The sequence below is a fragment of the Sphingobacterium sp. E70 genome, from assembly GCF_019285695.1.
GTDB lineage: Bacteria > Bacteroidota > Bacteroidia > Sphingobacteriales > Sphingobacteriaceae > Sphingobacterium > Sphingobacterium detergens.
Genome location: NZ_CP079104.1, coordinates 4,330,072 through 4,354,261, shown reverse-complemented (window position 1 = coordinate 4,354,261; position 24,190 = coordinate 4,330,072). Strand labels below are relative to the sequence as shown.

The following is a 24,190-nucleotide window of genomic DNA, read 5'->3' as shown; positions in this document are numbered from 1 at the left end:
ACCAATACTTTTTCAGTATCAAATATTTTCTGTTTTGCAAGTTCGATCAATTTGAATTGAATAAATTCCTGTGGTGATTTGCCAGTTTCCTTCTTGATAAGATCGCCAAAATAGTTCGGAGAAAGATACAACTGTTCAGCACATTAAGATACTGTCGGAAAGCCATTCTCCTGAGGTTTTTCAGAATTAAAATAGTCGTCTAAAAGCGTCTCAAATTTTTCTAATATTCCTTTATTTACATTGTCGCGGGTGATAAACTGTCTATCATAAAAACGCTGACAATAATCGAGGAAGAGCTCAATATTGGAAACGATCAGCTTCTTGGTATGCTTGTCGATGTTATGTTTTAATTCAAGTTTGATTTTCTCCAGACAGTCAATGATGGTCTTCCTTTCCTGCTCTGATAAATGTAGCGCTTCACTGGCGGAATAGGCAAAATAAGAATAATTGCTAATGTCCTTGGCGAGCGAAGTCCCATATAAAAGCTCCGGATGGAAAACCAAAGCTGTACCCTGGGGTTGATAATATTCATTTCCATTCTCCCCGATCACCTGTCCCGGTGCGAGAAATATCAAAGTACCTTCCTCGTAATCGTAATTCTTCAGTCCATATCTCAAGTCTCCACATTTCACTTCTTTAAAGAATATGGTATAAAATTCATACCTAAGCTTCGACAACTTTCTTGGATCCGCTTTGCTCAAATCAACAATGCTAATCAAGGGATGCAACGTTTCATTATTATTGAAATTGTTGTATTCTTTGATTGTTTTAAAATTGATAATCTCTTCCATGGCAATTTCTTATTTATTCAAAATTACAAAACTGAAATCCAGTATTTTATTAAACAGGCTATCATCAGTAATAATGGTATCAATATAAGTAATCCATATACCATATTCCGCTGCTGTAAACCTGAGATTTGTATTGTGAGCACATTGTATCAGGATAAACAATTAAAAACTAAAAGTTTGGATAAGTAATATTGGTAGTAATACCTGTAATCCGTATACCCAAAAAGCAAGCCAACATGCTGAACTTTGCATAAACACTGAAAGCAGCGATGAAGGCACTAACGATAGATTGGTTTGTAAAAATTAAATAACAGGAAATAACTTTAAAATCACATCAAATGGAACAGATAAAATATATTATAGTAGCCATGTTTATGGCAACGGGCATGATCACAGAAGCCCAGAACAAGTCCAAAAACCCCTTTGGTCTTGTCTATGGGGATGCCATCAAGGAAAATATAAAGGGTGAAGTAAATATCCATCCCGTCAGCTACAAATTGAATGGAATCGATATCGCTGCCAACGTATATACTCCTGCGGATTACGATAGTTCAAAGAAATATCCGGCGGTTGTTGTCGCCCATCCTAACGGTGGTATCAAGGAGCAAACCGCGGGCCTATATGCACAGCGTTTGGCAGAAGCGGGGTACATTACCATTGCTGCCGATGCAGCTTATCAGGGTGCAAGTGGTGGCACTCCACGTCATACAGACAGACCCCAATTCCGTACCGAAGATATCCGTGGAATGGCAGACTTTATAAGTTTGTATGCTGGCGTAGATGCAAACAAAGTAGGTGCGTTGGGAATTTGCGGTGGTGGTGGTTATACACTTAAAGCAGCACAATCGGACAAGCGTCTAAAAGCCATAGCTACCCTGAGTATGTTCAATTCTGGTGAGGTAAGACGTAATGGTTTTCAGAATTCCCAGATAAATACCATTCAAGAGCGCCTAAAACAAGCTTCGGATGCCCGCGCGCAAGAAGCTGCCGGTGGAAAGATCAAGCTTTCGGGGCTCGCCAGCGTAACGGATGAAGAAATTGCCAAAACACCAACCGATCTCTATCGTGAAGGATTTGTCTATTACTACCGAACCCACGCTCATCCCAATTCAACCTTTCTCTATACAACAAGCAGTTTGATGGATCTCATGACATGGGATGCTACTGATCAGATCGAACTTATCGATCAACCGCTGCTCATGATCGCAGGAAGTAAAGCTGACACAAAATATATGAGCGACGAAGCTTTTCCAAAAGCAATCAATGCAAAAAACAAGGAGCTTTTTGTAATCGAAGGGGCCACACATATTGAAACCTACTGGAAACCGGAATATGTTGAAGAAGCTGTAGGAAAATTGACCAGCTTCTTTGGTGAAAATCTGAAATAAGGGATTTAAAACGAATCAAACAAGATGAAAAAATTAATATTCAATATGCTATTCATCGTCATGGGGCTACAGTTGTCCTTTGCACAGCAATCTTCTCCCGATCAGGAGATCATGGCGATATCCAAAGAAAAATGGCAATGGATGGCTGATAAAAACACCTCCGAATTAGATAAGCTCTTTCATGAAAAATCCATGTTCGTCCATATGGGTGGCTCCTGGGAAACAACGGGAACTCGATGTCATCAAAAGTGGCGGTATCTGGTATAAAAAAGCGGATGAAACAGAACGGTGTCTGGAAATTGGGCTCTTTGTCATTCACAAAGCTACTTGTCCCTGATAGCAGGTAATTGAAAAAGATCAATATTCCAGAACGCAGATTGTATAATCAAGAATAACAATGACTAGCAATAAATTAAACAACATACTACTTATCTTATTTGTATCCTTTTCCTCTATGTTGAAAGCGCAAACAAACCCAAAGAAAAGCTTATCTTTAAAAGAACAGCATATTGTGGCCATCGCCGCATCCACTGCAAAAGGAGATCTCGTTATGCTCAAAACAGAACTGGAAACAGGACTTGACGCCGGTTTGACGGTTAACCAGATCAAGGAGGTCATTGTGCATATCTATGCCTATGCTGGGTTTCCAAGAAGTATCCGCGGCCTACAAACATTCATGGTTGTACTGGACGAACGAAAAGCAAAAGGTATAACAGATCCACCCGGAGCCGAAGCTTCGTCTATTGATAATAGTGAAAGTAAATATGCACGTGGGCGGACAATACTGCAGCAACTAACGGGTGCCCCTGAAATGGGAACGAAAACTGGTTATGCCGCTTTTGCCCCTATTATAGAGGTTTTCTGAAAGAACATCTATTTGCTGATATTTTTGAACGGGATATTTTGAGTTATACAGAACGGGAGCTGGTCACAATTTCGGTACTCGCAAGTATCGGTGGCGTCGAGCCCATGCTTCAATCCCATTTGAAAATATGTCTGAATGTCGGCCTGACTGCCGAACAATTGCAACAATTCGTTACGATCATAAAGTCAAAGATCGGGGAAGGTGAAGCAATTGTTGCTGGCAATGTACTGGACGAGGTGCTGAAGACAACAAAGTAAAACAATGAAACAGCTATTACAAATGAAACACTTAAAAATAATTACTCCACTGATATTCACCACCCTGCTTTCGGCATGTGGAAACAAGGTACAATCCATCAATACTGATATGAACAGAACTGAAAATCTGATTTTTGCCAAAGGGAAAAAAATCGAAAATGATAATTTCACGGAACAGCCTGGCTTAACAGCCTGGTCGATGCGGATAATACCAACCAAAATGCTGTTGGAAGTGTAACCTTCGAACCTGGTGCACGAACAAAATGGCATTCTCACCCAGCAGGACAAATTATATTGGCTTTGGATGGGGTTGGATATTATCAGGAAAAGGGCAAGGAAAAGGTGATCGTAAGGAAAGGAGAAGTTGTGAAGTGTCCGATCAATGTCCCTCATTGGCATGGAGCGAGTGCGGATACAGCCTTTGTACAGATTGCGATAACTGGGCGGGAAAAAGGAGAAACAGTCTGGCTAGAGCCTGTAAGCGACGCGGAATACTACGGCGGGCAGAAATAAAGGTAGCCCTAATCCCTGTAACATACTTCGTATTAATGAGTCTTGACGATCCAATAAGCAGTAGCCGGTATTCTGGAGATCCCATTAGTCGAATTGTAAAAGGGATATCACGGATTGTAAATAGATAAGATTTAATTTTATAGTAGTCATTAATTTTAGTTTATAAAGGCTGATGCTATTTGTTCAGCTCGTTAAACCTTCGACAAAATGACAACAGCAAACAACGTTCAGGCAATTGCAGAAAAAGTTAAATCCTTTGCAATGGGATTTATTGGCGCATTTTTTTGGTTCTTGGAGTCAGTTATTTTAATGAGCAATCATCGTATAGAATCCCAAGAATATTACTTCCTGTTTATGAATTTTTAGGAAATATAGGTTTAGCAATCGGTTTACTTATATTGGGAGGCATACTTTTATATTATGCTTACATCAAATTTAAAAATACGGTGGCAGACCGCTTATCATGCTGATTGTTCTACCCCTGTTTACACTACTAGCTTTTGGTTTAAATACATTCTTCAACAATAATCAGGCTGGCAAAAAGAGGACAATGCCCAAAATAGACAAGCGACAGAACAGGTAGGAAACGCAAATCGTCCCGAGTTAAACAATGAGAAAGCAGAAAAATATTTGGATAAGCTGGAAAACCTATTCGCTGAAATGACCAAGGCTAAAGAGCGTGCTGATGAAAATAGGTTTAAGCTCCTGGAGACACAGTTTTTAGATTTGGGTACTGAATTAGCCATTATTATCCCAGAAATGGCTAAAACAGATCAATATCCAAGCTTCATACAGTATAACGCTTATGTATCAAACAAGATCCATAAGATGCGAATGAACTAACAGACTCCTAGTATAGTGATTGAAACGAATAATGTTTCCAACAAAAGTTCTAACACTTTCAGTTTAAGATATACATTTTCCTATGCTCCCGACAAGGATGAGAGAAATGATAAATACAGCGATCTTACATTAAAATTAGAACCAGTGTAGGAAAATTAAAACCAGTGTACGATCTTTTTCGCTAGATAGGATTGAACGACAGATAGACCATGAATTGATCATTGATTAAAACAATACATAAACAAAACCTTCATGCTCTTGTAAGCACCAACAGCCATGAAAATCAACTGAAGGTCCTTTCTGACCAATAGAAAACAGACACTTTCGCAAAAAAAGGTTTTCAAACGGGGAGAATGAAAACCTTTAAATAACCAATTATAAACCTAAATTATGATAGTACAAATATAAAGATCTAAAATCATAAAAACAAAAATATCTACCAAAATAGTAGATATTTTTTTCATTCTGTTTTCAATCCTTTACACGTATGCTGTTTTCGAGCTAAAAAGAACAAAGAGGCTACGACAGACAGAATAAACGGTTTACATTAAAATATTATTTTCAGCAACAATAGGTTGTGGTAGAGAAGTCTCATCCAACATATCACGCATATCAATTTCGATCATTCGGCTAATTTGTGTAATCGGTATATCATTGGCACTACCTTCAAATGGATTGACGGAGCTCTCTCCTATGGTATCCAAAACGTGAAATGCCCATGCTACGATTGTCGAAAACAAAACATTAAGCCAAATACTATATCCTTCCAGAAACGTCCCCTCCCCAATTTATCATACTCCCGGAGCAAACCAAAAGGCAATAATAAAATAAACACAAACATCAGATAAGTCGTAACCGAAGCGAAATTGCGCGGATAAGGAAAGTTTTTGATACGCTCGGCTTTTCCCTGATCATCGATCAGCCTGATGATCCCCTGTTGCAGCTCCAACCATTGAAAATCATTGATATGCCCCTCTTTTTCAGGGCTGCAACCTGTTCCGACTGTAATGCCAACAATTGGGTTGCCCTATTCTTTTGGACAGAATATAAGTGAGTTCCTTTTCTTCCAGGTAGCTTCCCAACACCTCTTCCAACTTGCCATCCCATTCAGGAATACGATAATGTGTACGCAGAAATTCTTGATTGCTCTTACGACCGGTATTTTCCCAAATACGTGGTTCCCTAAGTTGGTATCGCAATGCGGTAAGCCAGGCAAAGTGCCGGTAGAACACTTGTTTTACAATCGGGCTCTGCTTTCCACCGGCCGTATCGCGTACCAAAAATGCGAAATTACGACTGTCGTTGATCACGCTGCCATAGATCTGCCTCGCTTCCCAAATACGCCCATAACTCGCATTATTTTTAAATCCGACAATGAAAGCCAAGCCAGTCCCCAACAGGGCAAGGGGCTGCCAGGGTAATGCAAGAAAATGCCAGCCAAAATAATATAAAGCGGTAGGGACTGTAGCTATTAAAAGTATCCACAAGGTATCGCGGAAAGTCCATTTGAAAAATTCCTGGGGACTGTATCTTCTTCCGGTATGCATAGTCTATTTGATCATATGTTCTCTTGAAAATACGAAATATTCTGCATTAATCAACTGTCATTCATTAAGATCCACTATCCTTCTACAGCATACTTTATTGCATACAGTTGTGCCCGAATCAAGCATGATGATGTATCCGTATAACAGTATAGACGATTGAAACAATCAATTGTCCCTCTCTTTTTCTTTCGTCCGACAGAATTATTCAGCTGTAAACATGATCAGCTCGATGCTTGACCGGTATACTGACTATATCACAAACTCAATCCCAGTGTAAACGCGACACCTTTTGATTGTAAGTCCACATTCCCATATCCTATTCCTGTTAGAGGTATCTTAACAAAAGGTTTTATGCCTATATTAATCTTGTTGCTGATTTTCTTTTCAACCGATATCGAAAAGTCTGCTACACCAAAAATATGCTGGTTTTCGCCATTAACCTCATAGCCTACACTTTTTTATCGTCGTAACTGCTTTTGGCCCCATAGACTGCACCCTTTTTGTCTCCATAACTGGCTTCACCTTCATAGTCAAATGTATATTTTTCCTTCAGCATAAAATAACTGGACAGACCAGCACTGACATTAAACTTTACCTTTTACTTTTCAATACCGTATAATTTGCTGTCAAAGGGACATCGATCACATCACATACGGCAGTGACCTGGCTAGGCAACTGTGTCAATTGAGGAGGATTCGACGGAGAATAAAAGCTGTATGCTGACTTATAATTCTTCTTGGCATAGACAGCGCCAACAGAAACACTCAACCCTTTAATTAGTGGGTAGGAATACGCCAAACCAACGTTCTGACTTAAGGAAGATTTACCGGCACCTTTTACACTCGTTAGATCAGGTCCCGCCAAAAGTGTTAACACAGACGGTTCTCTTTCTGGTGCACTGGACTCCTCAACTTGCTTTTGATTATACAACGCGGCTAACCGATCTCCTGTTGTTTCAACCGGATCTACGGATAAATTAAAACGGATAGTTGCCCAGCTTTAAATTTCATTTTCGGAACTGTAAAATCGGTTTTCGTTTCAATCCGCCGTAGGATACCATGATTTGTTTCCGGGAGTGCTGCTATCGTATTATTTTGTGTCAGCTCTCCAGCAGTTTTTTCCCCAGACTAAAATCAATACCTTCTTTCAACCCGGATTTTATATTTTCCGTTTTTCCCTGAGGGGTTATCCGTGAAAAATCATGCGGAATAATCCTATCCCCTACCTGCTGCTCAGATTTTTTTATAGCAGCAGATTGACCAGAATTATCCATTTTTTTGCTTTCTACCGGTACATCCTTATTCCAAATAAAAAAAAGAGCGAGAACTGCGGCAGCTACCATAGATAGTACTGTCAGGAAATACAATGCTGACTTTCTCTTATTTCGATCACTGTTCAATCGAGACTCCATCTCCTCCCAATGCGATTCATTAAAGTCAAAATTGGCTTCATCGAGACCTTTTCTAAAGATCTCATCAATCTTGTTCTTGTCCTTTTCCATCATGTATTCTCCCCAGTTTTACCTTTTGTCTCCTCTTGGCTTTTTACCATTTCAGCAAGTCGTCCGCGGGCTTTATGCAAATTGGATTTTGAAGTTCCAACTGCAATCCCCAGCATATCACTGATCTCTTCATGTCCATACCCATCAATCGCATAAAGATTAAACACTGTACGATAGGCCGGTGGAAGCCGATGTATCATCCCTAGCAAATCCTCGTAATTCAATTTTTGAGTTATCGTATCATTATCGGCAATAGCATGTTCAACCACAGCAATATCGACCAAGTAACCCTGTCTAATTTTCGCGCGATAGAAATCTATTGCCGTGTTTGTCATGATTTTTTTATCCAGGTAGATAAAGGCTTCTGATAATCATATTTGATTATATTTTTAAATACTTTAAAAAATCCCTCGTTTAAAATACCTATTGCATCTTCTTTATTATCCGCATATCGTAAACATATACCCAGCGCCAGTGCATAATATGTGGTATAAAGATCTTTTTGAGATCTGCGGTCCTCATTTATGCATCCCTTAATAATATGGATAGATTTTTCGTCAACTTCTTTTATCGCCACTCGATATTGTTGCTTTTCTTTTGATAAATATAGTATAAAATGTAGTACGATGAGATAATAAGAAAGGTTGCCTGCAATGAAAAAAACATTTTTTCATTGCAGGCAACCTTTTCCAGAACATGGTCGTAATGGCTAGTATCAACAATTAAAACTTAGTATAATGGAAATCAACCCAAAAAATGTAAAAACAACCCTAATTGCCGTCCTCATGTTGTCCCTTTTTTCGTCTTGTTCTAAAGATGACGATAAAGCCCCTGAGGATAAAAAGAGAGGAATACAAACAGCTGCAAATGCTCAATTTGGTACCATTCTGACAGATGCTAATGGAAAAACGCTCTATTTCTTTTCAAATGATACCAAAGGCATGTCAGCATGTACAGGAAATTGTCTATCAACCTGGCCGATTTATCATAACAATGAGACTAGTTCTGATATGAAGATCGATAAAAGCCTTCTAGGTGAAATTACGAGAGCTGATGGTAGCAAACAAAGTACCTACAAAGGTTGGCCACTATATTATTATGCTGGAGACAGCCAATCTGATCCTGTAAAAGGGGATGCCGTAAATAAAATCTGGTATGTGGCAAAGCCCGATTATGTGCTGATGGTTGCCAATGCACAACTTGTCGGGCATGATGGGAAAAACTATTTGGGAGATTACACGGAAGGTACGAGCAGCACCTTGTATTTAACCGACGATAAAGGCCGAACACTTTACGCCTTTAGCCCTGACAAATTCAATAAAAATACATTCACCAAACCCGATTTCAGTAATGATAATATCTGGCCCATCTATCAAATGGACAAAGGAGCCTTACCGTCCCTCATAAAATCGGCAGATATTTCGGTTATCGATGTTTTTGGTAAAAAACAATTGACTTTCAAAGGATGGCCTATGTACTATTTTGGTCAGGATCAACAACGTGGTGACAACAAAGGAATTAGCTTTCCTCGCCCCGCAGTATGGCCAATCTTGAATGACAAATCAACTATTGCACCTGCTAGCTAAATTATAATTTATGAAGCTTCATGATTTATTCAAATAAACGGCCAGCTGAACGGAGTCCGAAACATTCGAACGAGTCCCTGAAAGCACAAGCAGATAAAAATGTGTAAAAAATAAAGCTGATAGCTTCATCAACTTCGAGAAAAAAATGATAAAGATGAAAAAACTAAAAATAGCTAGACCGCTCATCCCGAACAATAAGTTCATCTTGACTATTGCGACTATTGTTATAATAGCGATTGCACTTACAGGTTGTACAAAAAAACAAGCGGAGGAATTATCTCCTGAACCTTCGGGGCCAGAAGAAGTTACCGTAAAAATGTATCCTATACAAATTTTGCAAAAGCACTTTTTGAAACCAAATGCAGGTCATGCCATACCGCCGGACGACCTGCCAGTGCACGCTGGGAATTTAACGGATATAACTCTGTCAAAGATCATATTACAAGAATTAACAACGTCGTACTCGTGACCAAAACGATGCCCATCGGGGCACCTTGACAGCGAAAGAAATAGAATTGCTGGATGCTTGGATCAAACGCAATACTCCGGAAAACTAATGCAAAACTCATATGAATAAGATACATATCTATAGTATACTCCTGTTATTGCTATGGAGTAAAGCGGCATTCGCTCAGCAGACAAATTCCTTAGTCTCCAAAGCTGCAACCATTTCTTTTTCAGCAGTGCCCCCTAGAAGATATAGAAGCGAAAAGCAGTTTAGCGGGGTCTGCCCTAAATATCAAAACAGGAGAAATTATCTTTCGGGTAAAAATTACCTCATTTCAATTTGATAAAAACTGATGCAGGAGCATTTTAATGAAAACTATATGGAGAGCGATAAATATCCGCTCTCTGAATTTAAAGGTAAGATCGAAGAATGTGAAAAATTAGCCAAAGATGGCACCTACAAATTGAATGTTTCAGGTACTTTACAAATTCACGGTGTCGGTAAATCCTATTCTACCGCGGCAACTTTCAATGTGAAGAATGGTGCAATAAAAGCTATCGCAGCCTTTGATGTCAGACTGGCAGACCATAAAATCAGTATTCCCTCCATCGTCGGAAAGAAAATTGCGGAGGTCGTGAAAGTAAAAATAGAAGCTGCTTATAACTAATAATTATTCCATTCAATTATGAAAAGTATACTATGCATAATGCTATCTATTATTTCGCTGAAAGTAGTTGCACAGGAAGATCTCGATAAAATGATCAAGCTTGAAGGGCCAAAGAACGAAAAAGTTACGGCGACATTTAAATCAGGCAACTTGATCAATCTAAAAACTACTGAAACCATTCATCGAAATGAAATGGACTTCAGAGTAGATCACCGGTTTGGGGATATTGGAGGAAGTGCCGGCGGAGCAAAAAATTTCTTCGGTCTTGACAATTCAACAGATATCAGGATCGGTTTTGATTATGGTTTAACGGATAATATCAACATCGGAATCGCCAGAGCGAAAGGTGCTACAGAAGTCAGACAACTCTATGAAGGTAATATCAAATACCGCTTTGTTGAACAAACAATAGACAATAGTGTACCTGTTTCGATCGCCTTTTTGGAAGCACAGTCGTATCCGCGATGGAGGCTTCGGAAGAAAAACATTCAGCGGCAAGTTTCGAACGGTTCAGCGACCGCCTGAGCTATGTGACGCAATTGATTATTGCTCGAAAATTCAGTTCGAGTTTGTCTCTTACCGTTGTACCCTCCTATCTTCACCGTAATTATACAGCTTATAATGATCAGAATAACATGTTTGCAATCGGTATTGGTGGTAGGGCGAAAGTCAGTAAGAGGATAGCATTCGTTGCCGACTATTTCCTTCCTTTCCTTCAATCCTCGAAAAGAAGTACCGTGAAGAGGTAACTGGCCAACGCTACTACAATGCTTTAGGAGTTGGTCTGGAAATGGACACAGGTGGACATATATTTCATCTCAATTTTACAAATGCCACAGCGATACAAGAATCACAGTTTATCAGTGAGACCAACAGTTCATGGGGAAAGGACAATTTAGATGGGGATTCAGTATTGCAAGACGTTTTAATTTTAACAAAAAGATAAAGGATAAAATCAGTATACACGCTGCGCTTATTGGTTTGCTATCAATGATATTAATCGTTTAAAGCTGAACTATTATTCCCCACCGATAAAGGTGGGGGATGATAGTTTTTTAAAAAATGCCCATGAGAGGCATTCCTTTGAACAGCTACTTAAATATTTTTAAGTGTGGTGTACCATTGGTAGCCACCATTTAATCTGATTTTTATTTTTTCTGGCTTCGCAGAGCGTATGGTATACTTGATCAATTTACCCTCTTTCCATTTCATGTCTACCGTATAATTACCCCTCGCTTTAAGGCCTTTCACCTCGCCATTTTCCATGCATCAGGTAGAGCAGGCAACAGATCTATACAGCCATCGTGACTCTGCAAAAGCATTTCAGCAATACCAGCTGTAGCACCAAAATTGCCATCGATCTGAAATGGAGGATGTGCGGAAAATAGATTCGGATAAACACCGCCACCACCGCCCATATTATTGGGATCAGCTACCGGTTTTAGCATTTCCCGGATCAATTTGAACGCTCTGTTTCCATTATGAAGTCTTGCCCAAAACAAGGTTTTATAAGCGATAGACCAGCTCGTACTATTATCTCCTCTTACCTCAAGCGTCTTTTTTGCAGCTTCCGCAAGTTCGGGAGTAGATAAAGGCGTGATTAATGCTGCTGGATAAACCCCATATAAATGAGAAACGTGACGATGAGTCGGTTCGATTTCCTTATAATCCTCCAACCACTCCTGTATACGTCCATCTTTGCTGATCACTCCGGCCGGTGGTATCGCCTGCAGCAAATTCTCCAAATCCTGTCTAAACGCATGATCAATTTTTAGCTTTTTGGAGGCTGTGATCACATTCGTAAACAGCTCCCGCACAATCTGATTATCAATGGTAGGTCCCATACAGATGCTCGCGTCTTTCCGTTAGCCATATAGAAAGTATTCTCTGGCGAAACCGACGGGGAAGTAACCATCCAGCCTGTTTTAGGGTCTTTCACTAACACGCTTTTATAAAATTCTGCCGAACCTTTCAGCACAGGATAGATATCTTTTAGATAGTTTAAATCATTTGTAAAAGCATAATGATCCCATAAATTGCTACATAACCATCCTGAGCCCGCATTTGATGCTCCCCATGATGCACTTTCGCCAGGCTCAGTAAATCCCCAGACATTTGTAATGACATGCGCAATCCAGCCATCAGCATTATAGTAAGCCTTGGCGGTTTTCTTTCCCGGTTCAACAAGACTTTTCACCAATTCCGCAAGTGGCAGATTCAGTTCAGATAGATTGACCACCTCCAGAGGCCAATGATTCATCTGTACATTCACATCCAGGTGATAATCCCCATTCCATGGTGTGTTGATCTCCTGCGCCCAAAGACCCTGTAAATTTGGTGGCAACAATCCCACTCGGGTGCTACTGATGCTCAGGTATCTCCCATACTGAAAAAACAAAGTCGCGAGTGATGGATCATTATTGAAATTGTTGTAGAAATTGGCTATCCGACGGTCTGTTGGTAAATCTGCAACTGCCCCTTCTCCAAGATCAATATAAGCACGTTTAAAGAGCTTATTGAATGTAACTATATGACTGCGTTTTTGCAGATCATAACTTTTTTTCATCGCCGCAGACAAAAATTGACTTGTCTTTTGTTCAAAGTCAAAGCCCTTGAAATCGGTTCCGGCAGAAATGTAAATCAACACCTCAGTAGCATCCTCAACAACCAGATTATTATTTTCCGGACGGATCGTTCCGTCTTTCAATTTCGCCTGTACCCGAGCCAGATATTTCATCCCCTACCATCGGTACCATTATTGAGCTGGCCGGACATCTGCAATTCGTTGCCCACTGTATTAACCTGATAACGTTCAGGTCTATTCATCGCAATACGACAATTGAGCTGCCCCGGCTTGTCTGCTGTCAACCGAATGACATCGACATCATCGTCAAAACTTGTAAAATACTCGCGTTTATAATTTACACCATTACGTGTAAATGTACAGTTCGCAATGGCTTGGTCCAATAGGAGCTCGCGACGGTAGTTCTCAACTTTTTGTTCCTTTCCCTGATCCCCTTATAGGTGAAATCGACCTGCAATGCACCCATTGTTTGAAATTTACCCCACCGTTCTCCTGCTGAGCCTTCACCTTTACAGACAAAATTGCTGTTTACCAATGCTTGCGCCTCATCATTTTTACCCTGTAAAATAAGTTGCCGGATAGCCGGAAGGCTTTTGTAGGCCTCGTAATTATTGGCATCCTGCGGACTTCCAGACCATAGAGTAATATCGTTCAGGACAATGCGCTCCTTTAAAATACCGCCATCGGGTGTCATTCCCAACCTGCCATTGCCCATCGGCAATGTGGCTTCCCAAATTTCCGCTGGTTTATCATACCACAATTTTAAGGGCTTTTGCTGAGCAGATACAGTTGTAAAAGCGAAGCAGCAAAATAAAATACAGTTAACAGTTTCTTCATGATATATCGTGTTTCAAATCCCTCATTTTGTTGTGGAAAGCTAGTTAATCTCCATAAACCTTAAATTCATAGATATTGGCAATAGTCTTGTCTTTGGCAGGTAACACTGTCAATCGTACCCATCTCGCTTTGGCATTGCCCTCATCAGCAAAACATGGAATTGATATTTTAGCGTTGTTGGTTTTATCTGCAAAAACAGACCATTTTACATTGTCGGCGGAATACTCAATTTTATATTGTGCTCCTTTATCCACAAAATCCGTGAAGGTTTCACATCTTTTGATTTTCTGTACAGAACCAAGATCCACGACCAGATGCTGCTCGGTACCATCAGCTTTTGGACTCCACTTGGAAAGGCTATTTCCATCAAATGCACCAATCAAGCTATGTCCCACGGGATCAGCTGGAGAGGTCGCTGGTTTCCATGCAGACAGCAATTGGCCTGAGGCCGGAGTGTAGTTGAGGACAAGGTTGTCGAATCCAGCAAAATTAAAGCCCGATACGTAACCTGCCGCACCAATTGAATAGGTATCATCCTGTACATCAACAACGAGTTGGCCGTCTATGTAACCTTTGATATTGCTTCCTTTTCCGGTCAACTTCAGCTTATGCCATTTACTCGTATCCACATTTCCACTTGCAAGTATATTTTTCTTTGTCTGAAGTTTCCATGTACCATCTTTATAGATATTAAAACGATAGCCGAAAGGAATATTTGATTGATTGGCTTTATCATAGGCTCCTCTCAAAATTAGTCCGGCATAGCCGACTCCATTAAAGGCATCATTTTCGACAAAAACATCAGAAGAAATTTCACCCTGCTCCCATTCCGTATTTTGCGCAACAAACGTATAGGCACATTCATCCGGAATCCAGTGAGTGATATCGTTTACGAGCAATTGTCTTAAGTATTTATTATTTCCCTCAGATTGCGCCAATTCAAAAGCCCCGAGTTGTCATAAAAGTATTTTGGCGAAAGCGGGGCTCTTTCTAAAGAGTAATTATCAAAATTATCACTGTATTTTGTTGGGAAGGCTTTTCTTTAGGAATATTGTGCGCTCCCTTTTGCTGACCTGTCGTTGTCGTAATCGTATAAATACTCTCCGGATCAATAGCTAATGTAACTTCTCCGTTGACTACAGAAACATCTTCCTGTTGTACAAATTGGCTTTTACTGTCCGACTTCCACACATGCAACTTATCTTTAGGAAGATCAGCGATATTGAATGTTAATTTCTGCCCCTCTGAACCGCTGACCACCACAATACTATAATCATTGCTGCCATCCATGTTTTTATAAGTACAGTAAGCACCATCACCACTGAATTCCCCACAGCCACTATCGAGGTACTTCCATCCCGGTTTGGCAAACTGGTTAAAATGCGCTACTGCCCAAATCGTTGGCCACACCTCATAATATCCTGACCACGGTGTAGTCCCTTTCATCAAGCCTACGTTCGAAAAACAGGAAATATCGGGCATTGAAGCAATCGGACACCACATATTTACTTTCACTATTTTCCATTTGATGTAACACTTTAGAATGTTCTTGGCTAAGTATGTCGTGTTTCTCCAGGATGCTCCGGGCAATGAAAAATCCTCACCGGACCATAAGGGTAATTCTGTCAGAACAGAATTTGGATTTGGTTCTTCACCTCTATATCCCCACATATAGGAGTCCGGATAGTGATAGCTGATCGATGAAATTGTATTTCTGAACACAGAGTCTTTAACCAGCAAATCACTGATTTCCCATGCTTTACCAGCACCTTCGGGTGCATTTATTTTAATATCTTTAAAGCCATTCCGATCGAGTGTAGGTCTTAACACATTGACAATCCAATCCCTGTTATAATCGCGTTCATTCCAACAACCTGAAATATACTTCATCTTGAGGCCCCAGTGTTTTGCACCTTCAATAAACTTGACCAGGTAGTCTGCATTATCCTGTGACCATACCCCTTTAAACCATCCGGGCATGCTCCATTCCAGGGCATCGAGTTCTATATTCGGATTTCTATTTGCAGCTTCACGCATCAGCCAGTACTCAAATCCACGATTGTAATGAGGTTTTTCCATTTCCGCCCTTGTTCGTGCAAAACTTGGTTCCGAACCACAGGTGGTGTTACCATCCTCCAATTTCAGTCTTAAGATAAGTAAAGCCTGCACCGAAGTTTGGCTTGAACAGGTAATCTAAAATATCACTTCTGGATTTATCGGCATAATCTATTAACAATCTTGAGGAAGAGCCTGCACTGACAGCTCCGACCCCATCAAAAAGCCGTCCGGTACCTTTTCCGTCGATCTTAATTATTTTAGATGAACCAGCATTCGTCTGTGCTAAAGCGGCACTGACTGCAAGAGCTAAGTAAAGTGTTGTAATTGTGTTTTTAAACATAGTTGGTTTCATTGTATTACCTGTTTGAATTTCGTATAAATTTCAGGGTAAAATCTGATGGTGTTACCCCAAATATTCTTGTATTAGTGTATGCTAAAAATTGGTTACTATTTAACGATCCGATCACTTGTCCAGAAGGTCAGTTCACCCATCGTGATAAATGTACCTCCGCCCCAAGTTTCCAGTACTTTAATTCGGATATACCTCGCTTTGGGTGTTCCCGGAGGAAGTTTAAATTCTTCGCCTGCTTTTGCGTAGTTGATATCTCCATCGGTTATTTGTCCAACCGGTAATCCTGAAGGTTTTATGGATTGACATTCGGCCAGTTTTGTCCAGCTTCCCCAAGAGCCATCCGAAGAAGGACTATTGCTACCCCATATTTCGAATTTCTTCACATTCTCAGCCCTAAAGATACGGTCTGCCGCCTGCCAGGTTTTAAATCGGCTTATAGAAACAGATTCCCCATATCAAAAGTAAACCATTGTGAAGATCCATCAGTGGAAGCAAAGCCTTTACCGTCATAATCTTTATTCCAAAGATATTCCATCAGCCACCCCCAATTATCCCGAACATCTGTAGGAAGCGAATAGACCTTAAAGTTAGCCTTATCCACTTCGCGCTCGAATGCTGGAATCCCGGTCTCGACCTGATCGACAGTGAACTCGTCTATTGCTTTAGGCTCGGGTAGAAATATAGATCTGTAGACAAGTTTAGTATCATTCTTATAACTTGGCAACTCTGTAGTTGTACTTCCTCCGGGAACAATGGCTGTCTGTGCCACACCCGCTTCGTCTGTATACTTTAGTTCAATGGATTTTTCGCCATCTAATGCAGCATTCCAATTGACAATAAGCTTGTTTCCATCCGGAGAAAAATCAATTGATTTAATCGTACGGTTGTACAATGCACGTTGATAATTATCACCATATGCTGTACCAGTCACTTTTTTGACGACTGATCTCGCGTTATTGGCGGTATATGTATATACCTCAAAAGAATAGGCTCCTTGGGTAAGGTTATTGAACATAAAATCAACCACATCCTTACCAGTTGTCTTTACAACATTTGCTTCTACGGAATCCGTATTATTTTTCCAGAACACCTTGACTTTAGTGACCAGTGGGTCATTGCCCAGAATAATCCGCAATTGAATCCTGTTCCTTCCTCCATTAGCTGCTACACTATCTGCTCTCCCAGGATAGTAAATTTCGCCATCTTTTGTAATCTCCTTATAATCGTCTTCTTTTGTACAGGAAATTATAATAGTCCCAGCAACGATAAAGAAAAAAAAGCAGGTTAGATATTTTATTATTTTCATATTTTCTCTTTTAAAGTATGATTACTACGGATTAGGATTCCCCCACAGAGTCAGTTCCGTGAAATTTACATAAACACCATTGGTCCAGTTTTGTAAGGTCTTAAACCGGATATACCTTACAGCAGGTGCTTCTATAGGGATATTGATGGTTTCTCCTTCCAAGGCTGCTTCATTATCAGCGTTAGAATTCTGTCCGACAGGTAAACCAGAAGGTTTAATCTGTTCGTGTTCGGCAAGCAATACCCAATTGGTGAAACTGCCATCCGGACTCGGATCATTAGAACCCCATATTTCCACTTTTCTCGGATTATGTAGATTATAGTACCATCCCTGCCTCATAAACCAGACTAAACGGCTTAGTTTTACGGTCTTCCCGATATCAAAGGTAAACCACTGCGGCATCTTTACAGGATCTGTTGTATGATATGCTGTCGTATTGCTTACATCACCATCAAAAAGATATTCGACTTCATTTCCAGGATAATTTTTCGCATCCGTGCCATTAATATTTAGTCCTTTCATCTTTGTCCGATCTAGTCTAGCCTCAAAGATGGGAGTTAATGTCACGTAAGTCGTGTCCGATAGGTTGCCCCAGCGATCCCGTACCATCAGTCCGAATCGGGTTTCCACAGATGGCAGCTCTCTGGCGCCAAAGCGTCCTGTTTTCGCTTTTGTACTGAGCGTTTTTACAGGCACAAAATTGCCCAGCTTATCATTGGTTAAGATCACAATAGCGACATCTGAGCCAATATCGTTCTTATAGGTAACATCTATTCCACCAAATGCCTCGCTCGCGACTAGCTTTTCCTTGACAAGATCAAATGGAGGTGTTTTGGGCTGTACTTTTACGACCAATGGCGCCGACACATTTTCACTTTTGTCGACCGCGTATAATCTTGCTTCGTAAACATCCGTATCAGCAAATCCTTCCAAGACCACACTGTCCAGATACCGGCTCACTTTTGTCGCCCGAACAACACCCTCTTTGGTGGTATACTCGGCTCTTATATAGAGTAAATCTTTATCTTTTGGTAGACTATAGGTTATTTTAGCCGCCCCATTTAAATTTTCAACCTCAGCATGGCTTACTGGCTCCGGTGCCTGCTTATCATTTTTATCCATCGTCCCCACCTCGGTTTTCCGACAGGATCCGATCGTTCCAACGATCAATAGTCCCGCAAATAACACAGATATTATTCGTTTCATTTTTTCTTTTCTCACTAGTTAGTCATTCATATTAAATTTTCCTTGGCTATTATTACCACCCCCCATTTTGAACCAGATTCGGATTTACCAAAATACTGTTGTCTTTTATTGGCCAAAAATAATCTCTTGGACTATTAAAGCTCTGATTAAACAATAATACCCTGCGGTTATAATCCGGATAGCTCGTTTGGATGACATCCCAACCATAGATAGGTTGGTTCAAAAATTCTCCCGCTCTTTTCCAACGTCTCAAGTCCCAGAAACGACTACCCTCAAAAGCCATTTCAATTAAACGTTCCTGTTGGATAATTTCCCTCAAACCGTTCTTATCTGTATATTTATTCGGGTTTTTCGCGAAGTTTGTCCATGACGATTCGACAGATTTAAGTCCTGCCCGGTCTCTTATCATATTAACATACTCCAAAGCAAGAGCCTTGTTATCCGTTTCATTTAACGCTTCAGCATAAAGTAAATAAAGATCGCCTAAGCGCACCACAGGCCATGGATAGCGCTCAACGGTAATATTGGTCGCACTGGCAACCATTTTCCAATTGACCAATTTTTTAGTGTAATAACCTGTCACCGAATAGATACGACTTTGCTTTTTCCCAGAATGTTGCCCTGATTTGGCTTGAATGTTAAAATTTCCATTCTCCATATACCATTTAGAACCATCAAAGGCCATATCTGCATAAAAGCGGGGCTCTCTGTCAAAATGTAAGCCGACGGATTGGTATCCATTCTGTATCCCAAGATCGTCAGCTGTTGCAGTCCTCAGCTGGAATCTATTGGCATAGTCCCATGTTTTATCTTCTATAATAGGAACACCATTTTCTGTGTAAAACAATTCGGCCATTTTCATGGTAGGCGCGAGCTGCCCTTTTAAACCGGAATTAGGAACATTCGGATCCAGCTGCGGACTCGCATAGAGTTGCAGCGTCCAGGTATCATTGGGCTTGGTTGTTGTTCCCAGATTAACTCCGAGTTCCACTTCTCACATACGGCATTACGGATGCTCATTTCCGTTTTTGTGAAATCATCGACCGGCTTTGTTGGCGAAATAAAACGATATAAATCAATATCTGCATTTTTTGCTGCCGTAATTGCCAATTTACATGCCTCTGCGGCTCTTTCCCATTTTTTCTGATCATAGGTGGCGCTAAATAATGCTCTTCCATCGCGATTCTTGATATGGGCAAAATCTGGGTTTCCGTTAAACAAAGGACTTGCTGCCGTAACAAGCAATCTTGCTTTTATTGCAAGTGCGATAGGTTTAGTAATTCTCCCCAATTCAGTACTTTGATTTATAATCTTATCCGGTAAGCCTACACTACCTTCTCCTGCCGCCGCCTCATCGAGTAGATTAACAATATAGTTCACGACGGAGTCAGCTGACTGCCGACTTACTTTAACCTCCTCTGGCGTAGCATAAATTGGTAAGTTCTTATCGACAATAGGGATAGGACCATACATTCGAAAGAGGTACCAATGAAAATAAGCCTTCAAAAATTTAGCTTCAGCAATCCAGCGATCTCTCATATAGGGTTCAACATCTTTGACCCTGTCGATATTTTCAAGAAATATATTGCAGTTCCGAATACCGTTCCACATCGACTTACCGTCATAACCGTCCCAGTAGTTTAATTCAGGTTCATCTTTATTCTGAAGCCCCTGGCAATATTATAAGGGGATAAACTTGAATAATCCTCGCCCGTTGGCATTGGCCAATAAATCCATAGCTCGTCTCCAGTATTCAGCCCCGCATTCATTTCTGGATGACCTTCCCGTGGCAGGCCGTCATAACAGGTAAACAAAAACTTCTCTGCTTCATTCCGGTTGGAAAAAGCGTGATCAATGGTAGAAACATTGTCCGGAACCACATCAAGAAAATTTTTCTTACAGGAATTCATCATCAATAGCAGCAAGGCCGCCGAAAGGGTAAAACGAATCGTATATCTTTTCATATTGAATTTCTTTTTTATTAGAATTGGACATTTAATCCGAAATTGTATACTTTTTGTAGCGGATATCTTAGACCATTACCCCCATCTCTGGATCCCAGAGATCAAAGCTACTTTTGACAAATAGGTTACTGGCATTTAGATAAAATCTGATTGGTCCCACGCCCATTTTATCAAGCATTTTGCTCGAGAGGTTATAGCCCAATTCGACTGTTTTTAACCGTAAAAAGAACCATTACGCATCCACCAGCTGGAAGGTTTGAGGTTATTTTGATTTAGATTCGGACTTAAACGAGGCCAAAACGCATAAATATTGCCATTCTCTTCGGACCAGTGATCATCAGCAATGGCTTGTAACAAACCATGTTGATAAGGTCCATTCATAACAAAAGGACTAGTTTTATCGGGATCAATCCAGAAAGAAGACCGGCCGGATCCCTGAAAGAATCCACTAAGATCAAAGTTCTTATAGCCTACCGACAATCCAACACCATAAATAATTTCAGGTACCATCGGTAAACCCAATGGCACATAGTCTAAGGAAGAGATAATACCATCCCCGTTAATATCCCTGTATTTGATGTCTCCACCCATAACCTCACCGAAAGTCTGAACTGGAGAGTTTTTCACCTCTTCATTATCGACAAAAAGTCTCTCTGCAATAAGACCATAATATTGGCTAAGCGGATTACCGACTTTAGACAGATAAGCTAAACTGGATGGATAATTGGGTTCCTCATTGACAAGCAATTTGCTCGTGGCATAGGTAAATGTTCCCCTTGCCTGTACCCACATACCACCAAAAGTCTTATTGTAATCCACCGAAAGATCAATACCCTTTCCTTCTGCCTCACCCACATTCGCTTGTATGCCTGCAGATAATCCCATTGTCGTTGGAACATAAGCCCGATTCATCAGAATATTATTTCTGCGTGTTTTGTAAGCATCCAAAATAATATTGACACTGTTAAACAGGCTAAGATCCATACCTAGATTGACTGTTGTTGCCTGTTCCCAAGTAATCGTCTCATTGGCATATCTCGAAATCGAAACACCATCTTTGCTATAGGTGTAGTTTGTACCAAAAGCTGATCCATGACCTCCATCCCTCAGATTCACTTTAGACAGATAAAAGAAGCGGTCATCTGTATTGCCGATCTGATCGTTACCGATCAGACCATAAGTTGCTCTAAATTTTAGTTTCGTTATAGTCTGTCTTAATGATCTAAAAAATCTTCATTCGATGCATTCCAAGCTACCCCGATTGAAGGGAAGAAGCCATAACGATGATTTTTCGCAAAACGTTCAGAACCATTTAGTCCAAAATTTGCTTCAAGTAGATACCTGTTATCATAGCCATACGTAAATCTCCCCGACAGCCCTTGATTGCGAAAAGGAAGCGAAGCCTGAAGATCAGCTGCATTGCCCGTAAGAAAACTCCGCAACTGGGTCACTAATAAAGCACCGACACTATGCTTTTCTGAAAAAACACGATTATAATTAACCGCTGCCTCCATATAAGAGACTGTGTTTGAAACTTTATCTCCTCTATTATAATCAAGATACTCTGTTGCATTTTTTCTCATTGAGCAATTCCAATGAATATTTATCACCTTTGGCATCTAGCGCATTTGCCCGATAATAGAAAGGATTGTACCTTCTGTTCAAATCAAAATAAGAATAGCGTTGTGTATAAGCCATAAGTCTTGCACTCAGTCCTTCTGTAAGGAATTTGAAATCCTGCTTAACTTCAAGTTGCACATTCAATGTTGAAGTGTTGTACTGCTGAAATCCTGATACCATTTCTGCATACGGATTAAAATATAAAGCTTCTCCCCTTTCACTAATTTTAGCATTGCCAAATAAAGGATGTTGCGCATAAGGCATATCAGATGCAGGAAAAACAGCTGGAAATTTAACAGGATTTGCAGCTATTGCGCCCTGAAAGATATTACCCCCTCCACCAATTGGTCCTTGATAATCATCGAAACTGCCCGAAGTCCGTACAATTCCCTCCGTGGTTGGTGTCAGTTTGACATTGACATTTGACCGGATCTGATAACTTTTCAGGTTAATATTATTATCGAATTTATTTCCATTATCAGACTTTAATACGCCATTATCCACGTTATAAGTTCCCGCAATATAAAACTGTGCGTTTTCCCGCCACCACTCATATTCATATTAAATCGCTGGTTGAGGGTGTAATCTTTAATCAACAAGCCGATCCAATCATTATTTGGATACAGTAAGGGGTTATCTCCGGCAATTGTCCGATCAATCTTGTTTTGACTGTATGGCAGCTCTCCCAAGCGATCCCTGGTCAGCACAGCTTCATTCGCCAACTTCATATAGGTGATATTGTCCGCCAGTTTGAAATTTTGCGTATTGGAAGAAAGCGAATTCTCAACCCTCACATTGAATTTTGTTTTGCCTGAGATACCAGATTTCGTCGTCACCAACACCACGCCATTAGCTCCTCTAGCCCCATAAAGCGATGATGCCGCTGCATCTTTTAAGACTGAGAAACCAGAGATATCATCGGGTTGCAACCGGGCTAACGCATTGGAAGAGGATTCCATACCATCAATCAAAATCAATGGGTCTACCTTCCCACTACCAAATGTTGTGATACCGCGGATAAAAAACTGTGCATTATCGGCACCGGGTTCTCCACTCCGTTGAAAGGCGACGACCCCAGATAGTCTTCCCGCAAGCATCGTTGTCAGATTGCTGGTTGGCCCCTTCAATTCTTTCGGATTGATTGTTGTAATGGAACTGACCATACTCTCTTTTTCTGATGGCCATAAGCCACTACGACCACCTCATCCAATTCGCTCTTATCTTCCGTTAATTGTACATCTATCTGTTGAAGTCCATCAATCGGAACTTCTTTTTTGCATAACCAACGATAGAGAAGACTAGAATTCCCTTGGGGTTTGACACTTTGAGACTATAATTTCCATCGACGTCTGTTGTCGTTCCATTGCTTGTCCCTTTTTCTACGACAGAAACACCCTGTAGTTTTTTATCTCCTTCTCCTGAAACGATACCTTTAATCAAATTCTGACTGGACCGGCTCTCCCTTCTTTTGGAAATAATAATCATTCTTTCCTCTATCGCATATTCCAGCCCTAAATTAGCCGTAACTTCCTTCAACGCCTCGTCAACTGTGGCGTTCTTAACTCGAAAATTTGTCTTTTTAATGGGTTGATCAAATCTATATTATAGAACATGTCGTACCCGGATTGTTTCTTGATCTCTTTCAGCACAGTTTCTATAGCTGCATTTTTCAGCTCGAGATTGATACGTTGGCCATAGCCCTCCGCAAATGCCGAAATTGAAAATAAAAATGTAATTACAAATGTTAGCTTCATTATGATTAGATGCTTGCGAGTACATATTCCAGGCCCAAATAGGCGCTGTAATAAACAATACAAATGCTTGTATTGAACTTTTAAATTCATACTTTTGTGATGT

Annotated in this window: 42 protein-coding genes and 1 pseudogene; 14 read left to right on the top strand and 29 right to left on the bottom strand. The window is 40.5% G+C overall.

The genetic code is table 11. The annotated features are described in order from the left end of the window. Nucleotides 1-143: 143 nt before the first annotated feature. Nucleotides 144-791, bottom strand: coding sequence for an AraC family transcriptional regulator (locus tag KUH03_RS30745; RefSeq protein WP_306429220.1), 648 nt, complete (start codon nucleotides 789-791; stop codon nucleotides 144-146). A gap of 338 nt (nucleotides 792-1,129) precedes the next feature. Between KUH03_RS30745 and KUH03_RS30740 the strand changes: the two genes are divergently transcribed. The 8 genes from KUH03_RS30740 to KUH03_RS30705 all read left to right on the top strand — a co-directional run bounded on the left by KUH03_RS30740 (nucleotide 1,130) and on the right by KUH03_RS30705 (nucleotide 4,657). Beyond that, a complete protein-coding gene (locus KUH03_RS30740) occupies nucleotides 1,130-2,179 on the top strand; it encodes an alpha/beta hydrolase (RefSeq protein WP_257088163.1) in 1,050 nt (349 codons plus the stop codon). Between the two features lie 24 nt (nucleotides 2,180-2,203). Further along, nucleotides 2,204-2,446, top strand: coding sequence for a hypothetical protein (locus KUH03_RS30735; RefSeq protein ID WP_257088162.1), 243 nt, complete (start codon nucleotides 2,204-2,206; stop codon nucleotides 2,444-2,446). A 130-nt stretch (nucleotides 2,447-2,576) separates the two neighbouring features. After that, nucleotides 2,577-3,044: a carboxymuconolactone decarboxylase family protein gene (locus tag KUH03_RS30730; protein WP_257088161.1), complete on the top strand. Its 468-nt coding sequence runs from the start codon at nucleotides 2,577-2,579 to the stop codon at nucleotides 3,042-3,044. A gap of 38 nt (nucleotides 3,045-3,082) precedes the next feature. Continuing rightward, entirely contained in the window at nucleotides 3,083-3,301 is a 219-nt protein-coding gene (locus KUH03_RS30725; RefSeq protein ID WP_257088160.1) for a carboxymuconolactone decarboxylase family protein, read from the top strand. A 4-nt stretch (nucleotides 3,302-3,305) separates the two neighbouring features. After that, nucleotides 3,306-3,539: a hypothetical protein gene (locus KUH03_RS30720; protein ID WP_257088159.1), complete on the top strand. Its 234-nt coding sequence runs from the start codon at nucleotides 3,306-3,308 to the stop codon at nucleotides 3,537-3,539. Beyond that, nucleotides 3,494-3,814 (top strand): cupin domain-containing protein, encoded by a 321-nt coding sequence (locus KUH03_RS30715; RefSeq protein WP_257097466.1) that lies wholly within the window; start codon nucleotides 3,494-3,496, stop codon nucleotides 3,812-3,814. Before KUH03_RS30720 ends, KUH03_RS30715 begins: the two co-directional genes overlap by 46 nt. Before the next feature lie 207 nt (nucleotides 3,815-4,021). Then, on the top strand, nucleotides 4,022-4,180 hold the full coding sequence (locus tag KUH03_RS30710; protein WP_257088158.1) for a hypothetical protein: 159 nt from the start codon (nucleotides 4,022-4,024) through the stop codon (nucleotides 4,178-4,180). Between the two features lie 264 nt (nucleotides 4,181-4,444). Beyond that, nucleotides 4,445-4,657 (top strand): hypothetical protein, encoded by a 213-nt coding sequence (locus KUH03_RS30705; RefSeq protein WP_257088157.1) that lies wholly within the window; start codon nucleotides 4,445-4,447, stop codon nucleotides 4,655-4,657. Between the two features lie 542 nt (nucleotides 4,658-5,199). On the opposite strand, the gene KUH03_RS30700 is transcribed toward KUH03_RS30705, so the two are convergent. From KUH03_RS30700 to KUH03_RS30670, 7 genes are all read right to left on the bottom strand, one after another. Next, entirely contained in the window at nucleotides 5,200-5,361 is a 162-nt protein-coding gene (locus KUH03_RS30700; protein ID WP_257088156.1) for a hypothetical protein, read from the bottom strand. 17 nt (nucleotides 5,362-5,378) lie between these two features. Next, nucleotides 5,379-5,606 carry a hypothetical protein gene (locus KUH03_RS30695; RefSeq protein ID WP_257088155.1) on the bottom strand — a complete coding sequence of 76 codons (228 nt, stop codon included), beginning with the start codon at nucleotides 5,604-5,606 and terminating at the stop codon, nucleotides 5,379-5,381. Between the two features lie 31 nt (nucleotides 5,607-5,637). Then, a complete protein-coding gene (locus KUH03_RS30690; protein WP_257088154.1) occupies nucleotides 5,638-6,144 on the bottom strand; it encodes a bestrophin family ion channel in 507 nt (168 codons plus the stop codon). A 651-nt stretch (nucleotides 6,145-6,795) separates the two neighbouring features. After that, nucleotides 6,796-7,134 carry a hypothetical protein gene (locus KUH03_RS30685; RefSeq protein WP_257088153.1) on the bottom strand — a complete coding sequence of 113 codons (339 nt, stop codon included), beginning with the start codon at nucleotides 7,132-7,134 and terminating at the stop codon, nucleotides 6,796-6,798. A 169-nt stretch (nucleotides 7,135-7,303) separates the two neighbouring features. Further along, nucleotides 7,304-7,708, bottom strand: a complete 405-nt coding sequence (locus KUH03_RS30680; protein ID WP_257088152.1) for a hypothetical protein — start codon at nucleotides 7,706-7,708, stop codon at nucleotides 7,304-7,306. Then, complete coding sequence (locus KUH03_RS30675) at nucleotides 7,705-8,040, bottom strand: RNA polymerase sigma factor (protein ID WP_257088151.1); 336 nt, start codon at nucleotides 8,038-8,040, stop codon at nucleotides 7,705-7,707. The genes KUH03_RS30680 and KUH03_RS30675 overlap by 4 nt, the downstream gene beginning before the upstream one ends. Next, nucleotides 8,037-8,282, bottom strand: a complete 246-nt coding sequence (locus KUH03_RS30670) for an RNA polymerase sigma factor (protein ID WP_257088150.1) — start codon at nucleotides 8,280-8,282, stop codon at nucleotides 8,037-8,039. Before KUH03_RS30670 ends, KUH03_RS30675 begins: the two co-directional genes overlap by 4 nt. Nucleotides 8,283-8,442: 160 nt before the next feature. Here KUH03_RS30670 and KUH03_RS30665 point away from each other — a divergent pair, with 160 nt between their 5' ends. The 6 genes from KUH03_RS30665 (at nucleotide 8,443) to KUH03_RS49370 (ending at nucleotide 11,352) form a co-directional block, all read left to right on the top strand. Continuing rightward, entirely contained in the window at nucleotides 8,443-9,291 is an 849-nt protein-coding gene (locus KUH03_RS30665) for a hypothetical protein (protein ID WP_257088149.1), read from the top strand. A gap of 154 nt (nucleotides 9,292-9,445) precedes the next feature. Next, nucleotides 9,446-9,760, top strand: coding sequence for a hypothetical protein (locus KUH03_RS30660; protein WP_257088148.1), 315 nt, complete (start codon nucleotides 9,446-9,448; stop codon nucleotides 9,758-9,760). A 331-nt stretch (nucleotides 9,761-10,091) separates the two neighbouring features. Then, nucleotides 10,092-10,406 carry a YceI family protein gene (locus KUH03_RS30655; protein ID WP_257088147.1) on the top strand — a complete coding sequence of 105 codons (315 nt, stop codon included), beginning with the start codon at nucleotides 10,092-10,094 and terminating at the stop codon, nucleotides 10,404-10,406. Nucleotides 10,407-10,445: 39 nt separating this feature from the next. Continuing rightward, the gene (locus tag KUH03_RS30650) at nucleotides 10,446-10,931 is read left to right on the top strand and encodes a DUF5777 family beta-barrel protein (RefSeq protein WP_257088146.1); all 486 of its coding nucleotides are present in this window, start codon (nucleotides 10,446-10,448) and stop codon (nucleotides 10,929-10,931) included. A 5-nt stretch (nucleotides 10,932-10,936) separates the two neighbouring features. Further along, nucleotides 10,937-11,155, top strand: a complete 219-nt coding sequence (locus KUH03_RS30645; RefSeq protein ID WP_373564515.1) for a DUF5777 family beta-barrel protein — start codon at nucleotides 10,937-10,939, stop codon at nucleotides 11,153-11,155. A 41-nt stretch (nucleotides 11,156-11,196) separates the two neighbouring features. After that, nucleotides 11,197-11,352 (top strand): DUF5777 family beta-barrel protein, encoded by a 156-nt coding sequence (locus KUH03_RS49370; RefSeq protein WP_373564514.1) that lies wholly within the window; start codon nucleotides 11,197-11,199, stop codon nucleotides 11,350-11,352. A 149-nt stretch (nucleotides 11,353-11,501) separates the two neighbouring features. On the opposite strand, the gene KUH03_RS30640 is transcribed toward KUH03_RS49370, so the two are convergent. The 21 genes and pseudogenes from KUH03_RS30640 to KUH03_RS30545 all read right to left on the bottom strand — a co-directional run bounded on the left by KUH03_RS30640 (nucleotide 11,502) and on the right by KUH03_RS30545 (nucleotide 24,087). Then, nucleotides 11,502-11,657, bottom strand: a complete 156-nt coding sequence (locus tag KUH03_RS30640; protein ID WP_257088144.1) for a glycoside hydrolase family 95-like protein — start codon at nucleotides 11,655-11,657, stop codon at nucleotides 11,502-11,504. Continuing rightward, a complete protein-coding gene (locus KUH03_RS30635; protein ID WP_257088143.1) occupies nucleotides 11,654-12,250 on the bottom strand; it encodes a hypothetical protein in 597 nt (198 codons plus the stop codon). The genes KUH03_RS30640 and KUH03_RS30635 overlap by 4 nt, the downstream gene beginning before the upstream one ends. Further along, nucleotides 12,199-13,143: a hypothetical protein gene (locus KUH03_RS30630; RefSeq protein WP_257088142.1), complete on the bottom strand. Its 945-nt coding sequence runs from the start codon at nucleotides 13,141-13,143 to the stop codon at nucleotides 12,199-12,201. The genes KUH03_RS30635 and KUH03_RS30630 overlap by 52 nt, the downstream gene beginning before the upstream one ends. Then, nucleotides 13,140-13,373, bottom strand: coding sequence for a glycoside hydrolase family 95 protein (locus KUH03_RS30625; RefSeq protein ID WP_257088141.1), 234 nt, complete (start codon nucleotides 13,371-13,373; stop codon nucleotides 13,140-13,142). Before KUH03_RS30625 ends, KUH03_RS30630 begins: the two co-directional genes overlap by 4 nt. Beyond that, the gene (locus tag KUH03_RS30620) at nucleotides 13,328-13,750 is read right to left on the bottom strand and encodes a glycoside hydrolase family 95 protein (protein ID WP_257088140.1); all 423 of its coding nucleotides are present in this window, start codon (nucleotides 13,748-13,750) and stop codon (nucleotides 13,328-13,330) included. Before KUH03_RS30620 ends, KUH03_RS30625 begins: the two co-directional genes overlap by 46 nt. Nucleotides 13,751-13,871: 121 nt before the next feature. Continuing rightward, the gene (locus KUH03_RS49365; RefSeq protein ID WP_373564857.1) at nucleotides 13,872-14,222 is read right to left on the bottom strand and encodes a discoidin domain-containing protein; all 351 of its coding nucleotides are present in this window, start codon (nucleotides 14,220-14,222) and stop codon (nucleotides 13,872-13,874) included. Between the two features lie 78 nt (nucleotides 14,223-14,300). After that, a pseudogene (locus KUH03_RS49360) lies at nucleotides 14,301-14,771 on the bottom strand (hypothetical protein); the annotation flags it as partial. 46 nt (nucleotides 14,772-14,817) lie between these two features. Next, on the bottom strand, nucleotides 14,818-15,966 hold the full coding sequence (locus KUH03_RS30610) for a hypothetical protein (RefSeq protein ID WP_257088138.1): 1,149 nt from the start codon (nucleotides 15,964-15,966) through the stop codon (nucleotides 14,818-14,820). After that, nucleotides 15,953-16,237: a hypothetical protein gene (locus KUH03_RS30605; RefSeq protein ID WP_257088137.1), complete on the bottom strand. Its 285-nt coding sequence runs from the start codon at nucleotides 16,235-16,237 to the stop codon at nucleotides 15,953-15,955. Before KUH03_RS30605 ends, KUH03_RS30610 begins: the two co-directional genes overlap by 14 nt. A 95-nt stretch (nucleotides 16,238-16,332) precedes the next feature. Continuing rightward, nucleotides 16,333-16,638, bottom strand: a complete 306-nt coding sequence (locus KUH03_RS30600) for a DUF5000 domain-containing lipoprotein (protein ID WP_257097464.1) — start codon at nucleotides 16,636-16,638, stop codon at nucleotides 16,333-16,335. 32 nt (nucleotides 16,639-16,670) lie between these two features. Continuing rightward, nucleotides 16,671-17,543, bottom strand: a complete 873-nt coding sequence (locus KUH03_RS30595; protein WP_257088136.1) for a DUF4998 domain-containing protein — start codon at nucleotides 17,541-17,543, stop codon at nucleotides 16,671-16,673. Between the two features lie 24 nt (nucleotides 17,544-17,567). After that, a complete protein-coding gene (locus tag KUH03_RS30590; RefSeq protein WP_257088135.1) occupies nucleotides 17,568-18,749 on the bottom strand; it encodes a DUF5000 domain-containing lipoprotein in 1,182 nt (393 codons plus the stop codon). 52 nt (nucleotides 18,750-18,801) lie between these two features. After that, the gene (locus KUH03_RS30585) at nucleotides 18,802-19,740 is read right to left on the bottom strand and encodes a RagB/SusD family nutrient uptake outer membrane protein (RefSeq protein ID WP_257088134.1); all 939 of its coding nucleotides are present in this window, start codon (nucleotides 19,738-19,740) and stop codon (nucleotides 18,802-18,804) included. Beyond that, nucleotides 19,632-20,360, bottom strand: a complete 729-nt coding sequence (locus KUH03_RS30580) for a RagB/SusD family nutrient uptake outer membrane protein (protein WP_257088133.1) — start codon at nucleotides 20,358-20,360, stop codon at nucleotides 19,632-19,634. Before KUH03_RS30580 ends, KUH03_RS30585 begins: the two co-directional genes overlap by 109 nt. Nucleotides 20,361-20,389: 29 nt before the next feature. Continuing rightward, a complete protein-coding gene (locus tag KUH03_RS30575) occupies nucleotides 20,390-20,713 on the bottom strand; it encodes a hypothetical protein (protein WP_257088132.1) in 324 nt (107 codons plus the stop codon). 213 nt (nucleotides 20,714-20,926) lie between these two features. Beyond that, the gene (locus tag KUH03_RS30570; RefSeq protein WP_373564513.1) at nucleotides 20,927-21,829 is read right to left on the bottom strand and encodes a hypothetical protein; all 903 of its coding nucleotides are present in this window, start codon (nucleotides 21,827-21,829) and stop codon (nucleotides 20,927-20,929) included. A 98-nt stretch (nucleotides 21,830-21,927) separates the two neighbouring features. Next, the gene (locus tag KUH03_RS30565) at nucleotides 21,928-22,296 is read right to left on the bottom strand and encodes a TonB-dependent receptor (protein ID WP_257088131.1); all 369 of its coding nucleotides are present in this window, start codon (nucleotides 22,294-22,296) and stop codon (nucleotides 21,928-21,930) included. Continuing rightward, complete coding sequence (locus KUH03_RS30560) at nucleotides 22,268-22,837, bottom strand: hypothetical protein (RefSeq protein WP_257088130.1); 570 nt, start codon at nucleotides 22,835-22,837, stop codon at nucleotides 22,268-22,270. The genes KUH03_RS30565 and KUH03_RS30560 overlap by 29 nt, the downstream gene beginning before the upstream one ends. After that, the gene (locus KUH03_RS30555) at nucleotides 22,819-23,496 is read right to left on the bottom strand and encodes a TonB-dependent receptor plug domain-containing protein (RefSeq protein ID WP_257088129.1); all 678 of its coding nucleotides are present in this window, start codon (nucleotides 23,494-23,496) and stop codon (nucleotides 22,819-22,821) included. Before KUH03_RS30555 ends, KUH03_RS30560 begins: the two co-directional genes overlap by 19 nt. Nucleotides 23,497-23,572: 76 nt before the next feature. After that, nucleotides 23,573-23,869, bottom strand: coding sequence for a carboxypeptidase-like regulatory domain-containing protein (locus tag KUH03_RS30550; protein WP_257088128.1), 297 nt, complete (start codon nucleotides 23,867-23,869; stop codon nucleotides 23,573-23,575). Next, nucleotides 23,866-24,087: a hypothetical protein gene (locus KUH03_RS30545; protein ID WP_257088127.1), complete on the bottom strand. Its 222-nt coding sequence runs from the start codon at nucleotides 24,085-24,087 to the stop codon at nucleotides 23,866-23,868. Before KUH03_RS30545 ends, KUH03_RS30550 begins: the two co-directional genes overlap by 4 nt. Nucleotides 24,088-24,190: the final 103 nt, after the last annotated feature.

Coding starts and splice junctions, on each gene's coding strand:
- KUH03_RS30630 (WP_257088142.1), bottom strand. CDS start 13,143: ATGAAATATCTGGCTCGGGTACAGGCGAAATTGAAAGACGGAACGATC.
- KUH03_RS30575 (WP_257088132.1), bottom strand. CDS start 20,713: ATGAAAAGATATACGATTCGTTTTACCCTTTCGGCGGCCTTGCTGCTA.
- KUH03_RS30730 (WP_257088161.1), top strand. CDS start 2,577: ATGACTAGCAATAAATTAAACAACATACTACTTATCTTATTTGTATCC.
- KUH03_RS30590 (WP_257088135.1), bottom strand. CDS start 18,749: ATGAAACGAATAATATCTGTGTTATTTGCGGGACTATTGATCGTTGGA.
- KUH03_RS30740 (WP_257088163.1), top strand. CDS start 1,130: ATGGAACAGATAAAATATATTATAGTAGCCATGTTTATGGCAACGGGC.
- KUH03_RS30545 (WP_257088127.1), bottom strand. CDS start 24,087: ATGAAGCTAACATTTGTAATTACATTTTTATTTTCAATTTCGGCATTT.
- KUH03_RS30710 (WP_257088158.1), top strand. CDS start 4,022: ATGACAACAGCAAACAACGTTCAGGCAATTGCAGAAAAAGTTAAATCC.
- KUH03_RS30605 (WP_257088137.1), bottom strand. CDS start 16,237: ATGAAACCAACTATGTTTAAAAACACAATTACAACACTTTACTTAGCT.
- KUH03_RS30665 (WP_257088149.1), top strand. CDS start 8,443: ATGGAAATCAACCCAAAAAATGTAAAAACAACCCTAATTGCCGTCCTC.
- KUH03_RS30580 (WP_257088133.1), bottom strand. CDS start 20,360: ATGTGGAACGGTATTCGGAACTGCAATATATTTCTTGAAAATATCGAC.
- KUH03_RS30680 (WP_257088152.1), bottom strand. CDS start 7,708: ATGATGGAAAAGGACAAGAACAAGATTGATGAGATCTTTAGAAAAGGT.
- KUH03_RS30660 (WP_257088148.1), top strand. CDS start 9,446: ATGAAAAAACTAAAAATAGCTAGACCGCTCATCCCGAACAATAAGTTC.
- KUH03_RS30555 (WP_257088129.1), bottom strand. CDS start 23,496: ATGGTCAGTTCCATTACAACAATCAATCCGAAAGAATTGAAGGGGCCA.
- KUH03_RS30635 (WP_257088143.1), bottom strand. CDS start 12,250: ATGGGACCTACCATTGATAATCAGATTGTGCGGGAGCTGTTTACGAAT.
- KUH03_RS30675 (WP_257088151.1), bottom strand. CDS start 8,040: ATGACAAACACGGCAATAGATTTCTATCGCGCGAAAATTAGACAGGGT.
- KUH03_RS30565 (WP_257088131.1), bottom strand. CDS start 22,296: ATGAGAAAAAATGCAACAGAGTATCTTGATTATAATAGAGGAGATAAA.
- KUH03_RS30655 (WP_257088147.1), top strand. CDS start 10,092: ATGCAGGAGCATTTTAATGAAAACTATATGGAGAGCGATAAATATCCG.
- KUH03_RS49370 (WP_373564514.1), top strand. CDS start 11,197: ATGGACACAGGTGGACATATATTTCATCTCAATTTTACAAATGCCACA.
- KUH03_RS30595 (WP_257088136.1), bottom strand. CDS start 17,543: ATGAAAATAATAAAATATCTAACCTGCTTTTTTTTCTTTATCGTTGCT.
- KUH03_RS30745 (WP_306429220.1), bottom strand. CDS start 791: ATGGAAGAGATTATCAATTTTAAAACAATCAAAGAATACAACAATTTC.
- KUH03_RS30650 (WP_257088146.1), top strand. CDS start 10,446: ATGCTATCTATTATTTCGCTGAAAGTAGTTGCACAGGAAGATCTCGAT.
- KUH03_RS30720 (WP_257088159.1), top strand. CDS start 3,306: ATGAAACAGCTATTACAAATGAAACACTTAAAAATAATTACTCCACTG.
- KUH03_RS30735 (WP_257088162.1), top strand. CDS start 2,204: ATGAAAAAATTAATATTCAATATGCTATTCATCGTCATGGGGCTACAG.